At 58.3% G+C, this 11,685-nt stretch carries 10 protein-coding genes and 2 pseudogenes; 7 read left to right on the forward strand and 5 right to left on the reverse strand.

Annotated features, from left to right (window positions below):
* Positions 1-48: 48 nt before the first annotated feature.
* The gene (locus HMPREF3011_RS00175; protein ID WP_070840953.1) at positions 49-825 is read right to left on the reverse strand and encodes an enoyl-CoA hydratase; all 777 of its coding nucleotides are present in this window, start codon (positions 823-825) and stop codon (positions 49-51) included.
* A gap of 247 nt (positions 826-1,072) precedes the next feature.
* Here HMPREF3011_RS00175 and HMPREF3011_RS11620 point away from each other — a divergent pair.
* Positions 1,073-1,837: pseudogene (locus HMPREF3011_RS11620) on the forward strand (cyclase family protein).
* Between the two features lie 389 nt (positions 1,838-2,226).
* Here the strand turns inward: HMPREF3011_RS11620 and HMPREF3011_RS00185 are convergent.
* The gene (locus HMPREF3011_RS00185) at positions 2,227-2,958 is read right to left on the reverse strand and encodes a YcnI family protein (RefSeq protein WP_038626799.1); all 732 of its coding nucleotides are present in this window, start codon (positions 2,956-2,958) and stop codon (positions 2,227-2,229) included.
* Positions 2,959-3,474: 516 nt separating this feature from the next.
* Between HMPREF3011_RS00185 and dnaK the strand changes: the two genes are divergently transcribed.
* From dnaK to HMPREF3011_RS00205, 4 genes are read left to right on the forward strand one after another with little or no spacing between them, the layout of a single operon-like run.
* Positions 3,475-5,316, forward strand: coding sequence for a molecular chaperone DnaK (gene dnaK, locus HMPREF3011_RS00190; protein ID WP_070840954.1), 1,842 nt, complete (start codon positions 3,475-3,477; stop codon positions 5,314-5,316).
* Between the two features lie 2 nt (positions 5,317-5,318).
* Positions 5,319-5,906, forward strand: a complete 588-nt coding sequence (gene grpE / locus HMPREF3011_RS00195) for a nucleotide exchange factor GrpE (protein WP_038626795.1) — start codon at positions 5,319-5,321, stop codon at positions 5,904-5,906.
* A gap of 59 nt (positions 5,907-5,965) precedes the next feature.
* Positions 5,966-7,162: a molecular chaperone DnaJ gene (gene dnaJ / locus HMPREF3011_RS00200; protein ID WP_070840955.1), complete on the forward strand. Its 1,197-nt coding sequence runs from the start codon at positions 5,966-5,968 to the stop codon at positions 7,160-7,162.
* Positions 7,162-7,584, forward strand: a complete 423-nt coding sequence (locus HMPREF3011_RS00205; protein ID WP_038626791.1) for a heat shock protein transcriptional repressor HspR — start codon at positions 7,162-7,164, stop codon at positions 7,582-7,584. Before dnaJ ends, HMPREF3011_RS00205 begins: the two co-directional genes overlap by 1 nt.
* Before the next feature lie 94 nt (positions 7,585-7,678).
* Here HMPREF3011_RS00205 and HMPREF3011_RS00210 read toward each other — a convergent pair whose 3' ends face one another.
* Both HMPREF3011_RS00210 and HMPREF3011_RS00215 read right to left on the reverse strand, forming a co-directional pair.
* On the reverse strand, positions 7,679-9,241 hold the full coding sequence (locus HMPREF3011_RS00210; RefSeq protein ID WP_038626788.1) for an alpha/beta hydrolase: 1,563 nt from the start codon (positions 9,239-9,241) through the stop codon (positions 7,679-7,681).
* Entirely contained in the window at positions 9,229-9,546 is a 318-nt protein-coding gene (locus HMPREF3011_RS00215) for a hypothetical protein (RefSeq protein WP_038626786.1), read from the reverse strand. The genes HMPREF3011_RS00210 and HMPREF3011_RS00215 overlap by 13 nt, the downstream gene beginning before the upstream one ends.
* Positions 9,547-9,689: 143 nt before the next feature.
* Between HMPREF3011_RS00215 and HMPREF3011_RS00220 the strand changes: the two genes are divergently transcribed.
* Together HMPREF3011_RS00220 and HMPREF3011_RS00225 are read left to right on the forward strand one after the other, a co-directional pair.
* Complete coding sequence (locus HMPREF3011_RS00220) at positions 9,690-10,538, forward strand: nitrilase-related carbon-nitrogen hydrolase (protein WP_070560407.1); 849 nt, start codon at positions 9,690-9,692, stop codon at positions 10,536-10,538.
* A 116-nt stretch (positions 10,539-10,654) separates the two neighbouring features.
* Positions 10,655-11,272, forward strand: coding sequence for a trimeric intracellular cation channel family protein (locus HMPREF3011_RS00225; protein ID WP_038626783.1), 618 nt, complete (start codon positions 10,655-10,657; stop codon positions 11,270-11,272).
* Between the two features lie 115 nt (positions 11,273-11,387).
* On the opposite strand, the pseudogene HMPREF3011_RS11170 reads toward HMPREF3011_RS00225, so the two are convergent.
* A pseudogene (locus HMPREF3011_RS11170) lies at positions 11,388-11,685 on the reverse strand (class I fructose-bisphosphate aldolase); the annotation flags it as partial.

The raw sequence follows: 11,685 nt of genomic DNA on the forward strand, positions 1-11,685 counted from the left end.
CGCACCTCCTGCACGCACACGCCCCGCACCCCCGCGCCCCGCGCACTCTTAGGAATTAGTGAAGTTTGCCTCACGCTTTTCGGTGAAAGCGGCCATGCCTTCCTTCTGGTCATTGGAGGAGAATAGGGAGTGGAAGGCGCGACGCTCAAAGAGCAGTCCCTGCGACAGCGTCATTTCGTAGGCCTGGTTAATCTGTTCCTTAATCTGGGTAGTGGCAACCAGTGACTTCGACGCAATGGTGTCGGCGACCTTCAGGGCCTCGTCGAGAAGCGCCTCCGGCTCGACGACGCGGGCGACCAGGCCTGCGCACTCGGCTTCTTCGGCGCCCATCATGCGGCCGGTGAGGCACATCTCCATTGCCTTAGCCTTGCCGATTGCGCGGGTGAGACGCTGCGAGCCGCCCATACCCGGAGAGATGCCGAGGTTAACCTCAGGCTGACCGAACTTGGCTTTAGCGCCAGCGATGATGAAGTCCGCCATCATGGCGACCTCGCAGCCACCGCCCAGGGCGTAGCCGTTAACGGCGGCGATAACTGGAGTGCGGACGGAAGTCAGAACATCCCAACGTGCGAACCAATCGGAGATGTACATCTCGGTTCCGGACTTGTCCGCCATCTCCTTAATGTCCGCACCTGCGGCAAACGCCTTCTCGGAGCCGGTGATGATAATCGCGCCAATGCCTGCATCGCTGTCGAAAGCGGTGGCTGCTGCACCGATCTCTTCCATGGTCTTGTGATTGAGGGCGTTCAGCGCCTTCGGGCGGTTCAGGGTAATAATGCCGACGCGACCGCGGGTTTCGGTAAGGATGTTTTCGTAGGTGGTCATCAAATGCTCCTTCGTGATGGCTTAATTTTTGGTGAAAGCCGGATGCGTAGCCCAGCACTTCATAATCTGAAGAATTTGGCTGCGGATTGGAAAGTCTTTCCTGTGTGCGAGGGTACCTGGGGTGGCGGGTGTCGTCAGGCTGTTTGGGCTGATGGATGCCGTGTGGGGCGAGTTGGTGTCTTTTGGTGCTCGATGTGTCGGTAGTTATGTTGGCCAACTAGACAGCTTTGTCTATATACTTTGCCTTATGTCAAACGAGAACATCGCAAATACGCACGAACTATGGAACATTGCTCGCAAGCTTCGGGAAAACCACACCTATGTTGATTTGACGCACGCGTTTCACGCCGGTCAGCCGAAATTCCCGGCGCTTCCCGACGAACAGCGAACACGGCTTTTCACCGTTGCTGAGCATGGATTTGAAATCGACCAATACCAATTTGTTGGCCAGTGGGGTACGCATGTGGATCCGCCTGTGCATTTCGTCCAAGAGACGAGAACTCTTGACAATATTGGCGTCGAGCAGATGATTCTGCCTTTGGTCGTCCTAGATTTCACTACTGAAGTCGCTCGGGATAATGATTTCTCTCCTTCGATTGCTGATGTGGAAGCGTGGGAGGAGCGCAATGGCTCTATCCCGGACGGTGCGTTCGTCGCATTTCGCAGTGATTGGTCAAAGCGATAGCCTGACGCTGAGGCAATGGCCAATGCGGATGAAGAGGGCGTGACCCATTATCCAGGATGGAACGTTGAGGTTGTCGAATGGTTGATAGACAACCGTGGCATTGTGGCGATTGGGCATGAGACCACTGATACGGACCCTGGCATCGTGGCTCACGGTGGAAGCTTGCCGACGGAGCTCTATCTATTAGGGCGTGACCGCTGGCAGATTGAGCTGCTGGCAGGACTCGACCAGGTGCCAGAAACAGGGGCTCTCGTCGTTGCATCCTGGCCGAAGCCAAAGGATGGGACAGGCTTCCCGGCTAGAGTTTTTGCAGTTTTGCCAGCATAATCTCCCACTGCCTTGAGGTATCACTTTTTTTTTGGGGGGGGGGCTGTTCCAGCCTTATCGGCATCCAGTTTTCTACGTTCATCTGAAGTGCTAGTTCGGCTTTTATATTTATGTGTGCGGGGGCGCTTTCGAGCGGTTATCGAAACGCCATAAAGCATCGCCTAACTCAATCCGAGCCTAGACGCGTGATTCAGCCGTCATTGCAGAGGGCTTTGCTTTGTCCGTTCACTACGTTGACCGAAATGACGAGCCGACAGTACGGATTATCCTCCGGCGTGCATGGTCAAGATCGGCCGGCTCTATGTGCTCGCATGGGGTAAGCTCTGTGAAGGCATGGACGGCAGCGCCGCGGTGAAGGCGGATTCCCGAGTGGCAATCCGCCTGTGGTCTTAACCTCGCTTGCGCAGTGAAATCACCAATGCGGCAATGCCGGTGAGCGCGCCCACAAGGCCGAGTCCCAGGCCCCAGCCGCCAAGCGTGTTGCTCGAATCTTCGCTGGTGGCAGCTGCGGAATGCTCTACGTCGTCCGAGTGGTTATCGCCGTGGTCTGTTTCGCTGGTGCCATGGTTGTGGCTGTGGTCGTGACCGTGGCTATGTTCATCGTCTGCAGACTTCTCAATCAGCTCCACGGTTGGAACTGGGTAATCGCTATCGTGATCCTTTTCGGCCCAGTTCATCGACCCCTTTTCACAGGTCTGCAGCGTTGGCACCTCAACCGTCGACGGCTTCGCGTCATCAGCCACCTTCACGCTGAGTGTCAGTGAATCCTTCAGGTCGGACGGCAGTGGCGTCTTTGCGGTGTAGATGACCTTCTGCACCTTTTCATTTTCATCGGAACCAGTCGACTCCTTCGTGACATCCCAGTTCGCGTTCATGTTCGGCGTGACCTTTTCGAACTCCTCCGGGATGGTGAACTCGACCTTCGTCGTCGGCGAACCGTCGCAGCCATGACCGACCCCGAAAGCTAGATCCGTGTAGCCGCCAATCGGGGCAGACGACGGGGTTGCATGCACGTGTGCGGATGCAATGGCGGGGAAGGTGAGGGTTAGTGCGGCGCTTGCCGACGCTACTGCGAGCCCACGGGAAAAGGGGAAATGGTGTCGCTGTGCATTCTGAGGCACGAAAAACTCCTGAATAAGTGGGATGAATTCTTGGCTCAATCGCCCCGTAGGTGGGGAGAAGTTGGACATGTATTAGTGGAGCCGCCAGAGCTGATTCGGTGTCAGGCCATGGGGTTAACAACGACATGGCCTGTTGATGAGCCGGTGGCCGCAAAACACGTCAGGGGATTAGTCGGTTCGCTTTGCAGGAAAGTTCCCAGGGCTAGTGCTAAGGAATTCCCCCCCCTGGAGGCCAGAGGTGGGATTTTGCATGGAAAATTTTTGCTGTCAGACACCGTGGATGATTTTCGGACATGGTTTGAAAAAATTTTTTATCACGCTGACCTGCATTAATGCGAATTATTCTAGGAAAGTTGAGTCGGGTGGGAATAACTTTGCCCCATAGTCCGTTGCATAGCATGACAAACATTGAGTCGGACACACTCAAGTTTGCTTGACAGACTTTCTACGGCAATGCAGACTTGAGCGCGTAAGACTTAAGGGCAATTCTTTTACTCTTCTAGAAAGGTGTTCATCATGGGACGCGCTGTTGGTATTGACTTGGGTACGACGAACTCCTGTGTCTCCGTCCTCGAGGGCGGCGAGGCTCAGGTGATTGCGAACGCTGAGGGTTCGCGCACCACTCCGTCGGTGGTTGCATTTGCAAAGAATGGTGAGGTCCTGGTTGGCCAGTCCGCTAAGAACCAGGCTGTCACCAACGTTGATCGCACTATTCGTTCGGTCAAGCGCCATATGGGTACTGACTGGAACATCGAGATTGATGACAAGAAGTACACTCCGCAGGAGATTTCCGCTCGTACGCTGATGAAGCTGAAGCGCGACGCTGAGTCTTACCTGGGTGATGACGTCACTGATGCGGTTATTACCGTTCCGGCTTACTTCAACGACGCTGAGCGTCAGGCAACCAAGGAAGCAGGTCAGATTGCTGGCCTGAACGTCCTGCGCATTGTTAATGAGCCGACTGCTGCTGCACTCGCTTACGGTCTGGAGAAGTCCGACAAGGAGCAGACCATTCTGGTCTTCGACCTCGGTGGCGGTACCTTCGACGTCTCCCTGCTGGAGATTGGCGATGGTGTTGTTGAGGTTCGCGCAACTGCTGGTGACAACAAGCTCGGTGGCGATGACTGGGATCAGCGCATCGTTGACTGGTTGGTTGAGAAGTTCCAGTCCAGCAACGGCATTGACCTGACCAAGGACAAGATGGCTCTGCAGCGTCTGCGCGAGGCTGCTGAGAAGGCCAAGATTGAGCTGTCCTCCTCGCAGCAGGCATCTATCAACCTGCCGTACATCACCGTTGATGCTGACAAGAACCCGCTGTTCCTGGACGAGACCCTGTCCCGTACTGAGTTCCAGCGCATCACCTCCGATTTGCTTGACCGCACTCGTAAGCCGTTCCAGCAGGTCATTGCTGATGCTGATGTTGCGGTTTCCGACATTGACCACGTTGTGCTGGTCGGTGGCTCCACCCGTATGCCGGCAGTCTCTGAGCTGGTCAAGGAACTGACCGGTGGTCGTGAGCCGAACAAGGGCGTTAACCCGGACGAGGTTGTCGCAGTTGGTGCTGCTCTGCAGGCCGGCGTTCTGCGCGGTGAGGTCAAGGACGTGCTGCTGCTCGACGTTACCCCGCTGTCGCTGGGTATTGAGACCAAGGGCGGTGTCATGACCAAGCTGATCGAGCGCAACACCACTATCCCGACCAAGCGTTCGGAGACCTTCACCACTGCTGAAGACAACCAGCCGAGCGTTCAGATTCAGGTCTTCCAGGGTGAGCGTGAGATGGCTGCTGCCAACAAGCTGCTGGGCTCTTTCGAGCTGGGCGGAATCGCTCCGGCACCGCGTGGTGTCCCGCAGATTGAGGTCACCTTCGACATCGACGCCAACGGCATTGTCCACGTCACCGCTAAGGACAAGGGCACTGGTAAGGAAAACACGATCACCATCCAGGACGGCTCCGGCCTCTCCAAGGAGGAGATCGACCAGATGATCAAGGACGCTGAGAAGCACGCTGACGAGGACAAGAAGCGCCGCGAGGAGCAGGAAGTCCGCAACTCGGCTGAGTCCATGGCTTACCAGACCCGCAAGTTCGCATCGGAGAACGAGGACAAGGTCTCCCAGGACATCCGCGACCGCGTTGAAGAGGCTGCCAAGGCAGTCGACGAGGCTCTGAAGGGCTCCGACATCGAGGCCATCAAGTCCGCCGTCGAGAAGCTGTCCACTGAGAGCCAGGAGATGGGTAAGGCTATCTACGAGGCTCAGGCAGCTGAGGGTGCAACCGCAGCCGAGGGTGCTGAGGCCGCTGACGCTGACGACAACGTCGTTGACGCTGAGGTCGTCGACGAGGATGAGAAGGACAAGTAAGAATGACTGACCAGGATCAGGGAAACCAGCCCACCCCGGAGGAGCCGGCCAACCTGGCCGATCAGGTCAACGAGGTCTTCGAGCAGGCCAAGCTTGACGACGACGTGGAGCCGGCGACCGAAAATGCCGCCGGCGACACCGCCGCGGAGGAAGCTGCAGACCCAGTCGCAGCCATCCAGCGTGAGTTGGATGAGCGTACGGAGGACCTGCAGCGCCTGTCGGCGGAGTTCGCAAACTACCGTCGTCGAGTTGACCGAGACCGTGAGGCCGAGCGCGTACAGGCAAAGGCAAAGCTGGCTGGAGAACTGCTGGTTTTGGCTGATGACCTCGACCGGGCTGAAGAGCACGGCGACTTGGCAGACGGCACCCCGCTGAAGGCTTTCGCGGATAAGTTCCGCGGCGTGCTGACCGCACAGGGTGTTGAGGAGTTTGGTGCTGCAGGAGAGGAATTCGACCCGGACATCCACGAGGCTGTCCAGGATCTCTCCGAGGGGGATGACAAGGTTCTAGCCAATGTGCTGCGCAAGGGCTACCGCATTAATGACCGTGTCATCCGTACGGCGATGGTAATCATCGGCGATCCGCAGTAGCGGAGACACAAGTGACGCAGATTTCTTTGAATTAGTTTTTTGAAAGGAGGAGATGCACCATGACTCAACGGGAATGGGCAGATAAGGACTATTACGCTGACTTGGGCGTCTCTAAGTCTGCGTCACTCGACGAGATTAAAAAGGCCTACCGCAAGTTAGCCCGGGAGAACCACCCGGATAAGAACCCGGGCAACAAGGCTGCTGAAGATAAGTTCAAGCGAATCTCCGAGGCATACTCGGTGGTCGGTGACGAGGACAAGCGCCGCGAATACGATGAGCTGCGTGCAGCGCTCGCAGGTGGTTTCCGATTCCCCGGTGCCGCAGGTGCCGGCGGAGCCGGTGCTGCCGGTGGACGTGGATTCGACTTCGACGTGTCGGATCTCTTCGGCGGAGGTGCCGGATTCGGTGGCAATGCTGGTGGTGCAGGTGGCCTAGGTGATTTCCTGGGCGGCTTCGTAAACCGCAATGGTGGCGCTGGTGCTGCCGGGCGGCAGAAGGCCCGCCGTGGTGCGGATGTGGAGACAGAGATTACGCTCGATTTCCGCGAGGCCGCCCAAGGTGTCACCATCCCGCTGCAGCTCACCAACCCGTCGCCATGCACGAACTGCAATGGTTCGGGTGCAGCGCCGGGAACCTCGCCGGTGACGTGCACGACCTGTCACGGTTCGGGGTATGTCAAGGAGCAAAAGGGGGCCTTCGGCTTCTCCAGTCCGTGTGCGGACTGTGGTGGCCAGGGCACTCGCATTGAGAATCCCTGCTCGCAGTGTAACGGCACCGGTGTGACCACCCGCCGTCGTACCATCACCGTTCGCGTCCCCGCAGGGGTGGTGGACGGCCAGAAGGTTCGTCTTGCTGGCCAAGGTGAAGCGGGACTGCGAGGGCGTCCGGCCGGTGACCTCTTTGTCACCGTTCATGTTCGCCCGGATGAAGTCTTCACCCGCAGCGGCAATGACCTTGAGGTCACGGTGCCGGTGAGCTTCGGCGAACTCGCACTCGGCGGCACCATTACTGTGCCGACGTTGGGTGACAAGATTCGCGTGCGTGTGCCGGCTGGCACAGCCGATGGCCGAACACTGCGTGTGCGCGGTCGGGGTATCCCAAAGCGCAATGGCACTCCGGGTGATCTGCTAGTGACCGTGCGCGTGAAGGTACCGACCAATTTGGATGACAATGCCACTTCGATATTGCGCTCCTACGTCGAAGCGGAGCGTGCTAGCGGGTTCAATCCTCGTGAGGGTTGGGCAGGTGCGAAGTAATGTCCGACAACACTGAGGTCTATGTCATTTCCGTAGCTGCGAATCTCGCCGGCATGCATGCGCAAACGCTGCGTAATTATGACCGACTCGGGTTAGTAACTCCGCAGCGCACCTCCGGCGGAGGTCGGCGCTACACTAAACGCGATGTGGCGCTGCTGCGTGAGATTCAGCGTCTGAGTCAGGAAGACGGCGTCAACCTGGCCGGTATTAAGGCCATCATCGACCTGACTGAGAGGGTGGATTCGCTTGAGCAGGAAAATGCAGAACTGAGAGAGCAGCTCTACCAGGCAAAGGCACAGGCTCGCCGCTCGCGTGGCGAACTGGTTCACGTCCCACGCTCTACGGCCGTGGTGATGTGGGAGCCGCGCACGCGGCGCGGGCGCAGAGGTGATCGTGTTGGGGAGGATAACCCACACGGGTGATTGAACGGACTAAGCAGCGTCGGCTGCTTAGTCCGTTTTCTCTTGGCTTGTTAATTTGGGCCGCGGATAAGCAACTGTTGATCTGAGACGCCGGTCAGCTATCAGTTAGCCACCGGTTGGTCTCGCGGGTGAAAACTTCATCGTCAAAGTAGTGTTCGATGTGTGGGTTGCCCTGAACGTGCCGATACTTTTGAGGAATATCCTGCACGGGAGTGACCATGAATTCGGCCAAGTCTCGCATGGACAGGCCACGCTCACTCAGGTTGAGTGTGTATGCGCCGAAGTCTTTATCCGCCGGGTTTTTCCCATGAATCCCCAGTTCGGCAGGAATACGAATGGGGTCCATCGGGGACGTCGCCACCGCCACACGGTGGCTATTTTCATATTCGGGTCGGGCTGTACCGTCCGGCTTGAGCAGTTTCATGTCGTTTGCACGCTCCAGTCCAGGGCCAACACCTGGCGGAGCTATGAGCAGCACCCTATCCGCGTAGAGGCCACTACCAAGAGAGGCCTGCGAGACCACCGTCGCCCCATAGCTATAGCCGGCGACAACGTGCCGCTGAGTAGGAGACTGGGCATGGGCGGTAGTGCCACCGGCAATTGCAGTGTCACCGCTATCGACACCACCGGAACGCTCAATCAAACCGGCTTGCAAGTGCTGCAGCCGCTCTGCAGCAAAATTGTGATACTCGGTGCGTATGGCCTCACGGAGGTTGGGTGGCGCGTCATAGGAAAACAACACCACCGCCACATCCTCCGGATCTCCACCGGCGGCGTGGAAGGTCGCGGCTACACGCTCGAACTGCCTGCTAGCGTCCTCCGCGCTAGAGCTGGTACCGGGGACGAGAGTGATCACAGTCGATGCTCGCTCAACGTCACCGAACGCAATCGCAGAATGTCCAGGCGAGGACTCCAATAGTTGTCCAGGAGGCAGCCCCAAAGCCCGGGCGCGAGTGGACATGGCGGCATCTATCTCTGATAGCGGGCTACTCGAATACGCCCCAGCCAATCCGCTCCCAACTTCCAAGTCCCAACCACCGTCAATCCCTTTGTCGCTAGTGATGCCAGTACCACTACCAGCCTGCGATCGCTGCAATCTACCCGAGCCACTAGCTCCGCTTGCCACCAGTGGTGAAAGAGCTGAGATTGCGTCCGCCGCCTTCTCATCGAGTCGGTTGAGTTCAGCCAAGGCCGACTGAATCCGAAGCTGCGAGGTTGCACGCCATTCGGCCATGGTGAAAGGCCCGGAAGGAATTTTGGGATGAACGAGGCTGCGCGCAATCGTAGACAGCATGCCCTCCGGCGGAGTCACCGCACCAGAAACCAGATTCACCTGAAACCCCAGGTTGGTTGCCTGGTTTACCGCGTCGGTAAGTTCGCGGATGACGTCGTTAAGCATGGCGGCGGTATCGCTGCAGCAGGCGGCGAGACGTTCGAGCGCTACGCTGCTCCGGCGCAGACGCGTGGAGCTGCGGGTGACAGAAGCCTCGGCGGCGCTGCGGTTGTCGCCGGCGAAGTCATCCTCTGAAAGCGCGTTGAGTGCGCCCTGGGAACTGTCGGCGGAATCGGTGAGGGCGCGCGCCCCGGAACGCAGCGCCCGGGCGAGGATCTCCAGCGAATCCACACGCCACAGCAGCGCTTCGCCTACCGTGACCATGACGGCTTTTCCAAGGCGGCGGACTGGTCATGCTCGTGCGCGAGAGCGCTGACCGCGAGGGCATCGGCAGCCTGCGCAATAACGTCGATGTTTGTGCACGCGGCAAGCAATGATTCCGACCACTTCCCACAAGTAGTGGAGGCAGCGGGGACAATCCGTGAGCCGGGCAAGGCAGAGGTGAGGTCGGCACTTCCCGGGGCAGCTGCGACGATGGTGGAAAGACCATCAATACGAGTGGAAATCTGCTGGTAAGAGCGGCTTAAGGCGGATAGTTGAGCTGGATTGACTGTGATGTGTTCGGCCATGTTTTTGATTCTGCTGGGTGGCGAAAGGCAGCGGAAGAGCATCTTCAGCGAACTGTGGATAACTCTGAGCGATAGCAACGCACGGCGACGTCCTGTGGATAACTTCAGGACAGTCAATCCGGGGTAGTCGGTAGCATTTAGGCATGCGTATTGCACTGGCTCAGTTAGAATTGTCAGCATCGGTTGAAGAAAATCTAGACGCAGTGAAGGAGACCATCGCGCGGGCGGTACAGGAAAATGCCGATTTGGTAGTCTTCCCCGAGGCCACGATGAAGGCGTTCAATTCCGGTCGTCTTGACGTGGTGGCGGAGTCCAGCAGCGATAAGTTTGTAGCAGAGGTCTCGCAGGCCGCTCACGATGCCGGAATCAGCGTGGTAGTCGGCATGTTCCGCCCGGCAGATGAAGTGGAGCGCGACGGTAAGACGATGCACCGCGTCTTCAATTCGCTGCTCCTGGCTTGGCGTGATGAGGACGGCCCCGGTGTCGAGTTCTACGACAAGCTCCACCTCTTCGACGCTTTCGGGTTTCGTGAATCCGATACCGTCGCGCCGGGCAACGCGCACGTGGTGTGTGATGTCCCGCTTGCCGACGGATCGTCGGTCGCCCTCGGCCTTGCGACATGCTTTGACATCAGGTTTCCGGAGCAATTCATTCAACTGGCCATCCTGGGCGCGGAGGTCATCGCGCTGCCTGCATCGTGGAATGATGGTCCGGGCAAGGTGACGCAGTGGCAGACTCTGGTCTCGGCACGTGCCTTGGACAGCACTTGCGTGATCGCGGCCGTTGATGCGGCGCGGCCTGGTGGGGCTAAGGCCGCGGGTAAGGATGAGGGGCCTACCGGTGCGGGGCACTCCATGCTGGTCAATGCGGACGGCGGGGTTATTGCATCGGCGGGCTACGGTCCGCAGCTACTCGTGGCTGATGCGGATGTGGCGGAGGTGGAGCGGATTCGCCGCTCGATTCCGGTGCTGGAGATTCGCGATCAGGGCTAGCTGGGAAGCAATGAAGAGGGCCGAGCCGAGCTGAAAGCAGGAGTGGGGGAGCGAAGACAGCGGGTATTTAGCCGACAGTTCTACCGATTCGGGCGAAGTCCTTTATATTTCTTATCATGCTGCTCCACATCCTCTGGGTCATTGGAATTACGGCCGAAGGCGTCACCGGCGCACTAGCGGCCGGTCGAATGCGCATGGATCTCTTTGGGGTTTCAACAATTGCGTGCATGACTGCCATCGGCGGTGGCACCCTGCGAGATGTCATTCTCGGCCACTATCCGTTGGTGTGGGTTGCAAGCCCACAATATTTGCTGGTTATCGTCGGTGCCGCACTGATCACGGTGCTGTTGGCCGACTTCCTGATGAAGCACTTCCGAGTCGTGTTCTTGGTCGCTGACGCGATCGGTTTGTCGGCGTTTTCCATCATCGGTGCCCGCGTGGCCATGGAGATGGGGCACGGTGTCATCATCGCTATTGTCGGCGCCGTTCTTACCGGTGCGTTTGGAGGTGTGCTCCGCGACCTGATGTGTGACCGCGTCCCACTGGTGTTCCAAAAGGAGCTCTATGCCTCCATCGCAGTCGTCGCGGCGACGCTTTACTACGTGCTCGACATGGTTGGCCTGCACGAGAGCATCAACATTATCTGCGCTGTACTGTCGGCGCTGTTCATTCGACTAGCGGCGCTGTGGCGTGGCTGGTCGCTGCCGGTATTTGACTACCAGGGGCGCGATTAAAAAAAAACTCCCGCACCAAGAAAACCTGGTGCGGGAGTTTTTAGTTGCGCTAGCGGCTACCTAGAGGCGCCCACAAGCGCAGATGCACAGCGAAGCGCAAATGCACAGCGGACGATTAGGAAATCGAAGCCTCGTAGATGCCCTTGACGGACTCAGCCATGGTTGCGTTGAAGTCTTCGTCGGACTGCTGAGCAGACAGGCCCTCAGACAGTGCACGGGAGAAGGAAGCAATCATGCCGTGGTTGCGGGACAGGCGCTCGTTGGCGTCCTCGCGCTCGTAGCCACCGGACAGGGCAACGACGCGCATGACCTTCGGGTGCTCAATCAGTGGCTTGTACAGGTCATCCTTGGTGGGGATGGAAACCTTGATCATGACCTTCTGGTCATCAGCCAGGTCATCCAGGCCGGCGAGC

The sequence above is a fragment of the Corynebacterium sp. HMSC074C04 genome (genome assembly GCF_001838295.1).
Lineage (GTDB): Bacteria > Actinomycetota > Actinomycetes > Mycobacteriales > Mycobacteriaceae > Corynebacterium > Corynebacterium amycolatum.

Coding starts and splice junctions, on each gene's coding strand:
- HMPREF3011_RS00220 (WP_070560407.1), top strand. CDS start 9,690: ATGCGTATTGCACTGGCTCAGTTAGAATTGTCAGCATCGGTTGAAGAA.
- HMPREF3011_RS00205 (WP_038626791.1), top strand. CDS start 7,162: ATGTCCGACAACACTGAGGTCTATGTCATTTCCGTAGCTGCGAATCTC.
- HMPREF3011_RS00210 (WP_038626788.1), bottom strand. CDS start 9,241: ATGGTCACGGTAGGCGAAGCGCTGCTGTGGCGTGTGGATTCGCTGGAG.
- dnaK (WP_070840954.1), top strand. CDS start 3,475: ATGGGACGCGCTGTTGGTATTGACTTGGGTACGACGAACTCCTGTGTC.
- dnaJ (WP_070840955.1), top strand. CDS start 5,966: ATGACTCAACGGGAATGGGCAGATAAGGACTATTACGCTGACTTGGGC.
- HMPREF3011_RS00215 (WP_038626786.1), bottom strand. CDS start 9,546: ATGGCCGAACACATCACAGTCAATCCAGCTCAACTATCCGCCTTAAGC.
- HMPREF3011_RS00225 (WP_038626783.1), top strand. CDS start 10,655: ATGCTGCTCCACATCCTCTGGGTCATTGGAATTACGGCCGAAGGCGTC.
- HMPREF3011_RS00175 (WP_070840953.1), bottom strand. CDS start 825: ATGACCACCTACGAAAACATCCTTACCGAAACCCGCGGTCGCGTCGGC.
- grpE (WP_038626795.1), top strand. CDS start 5,319: ATGACTGACCAGGATCAGGGAAACCAGCCCACCCCGGAGGAGCCGGCC.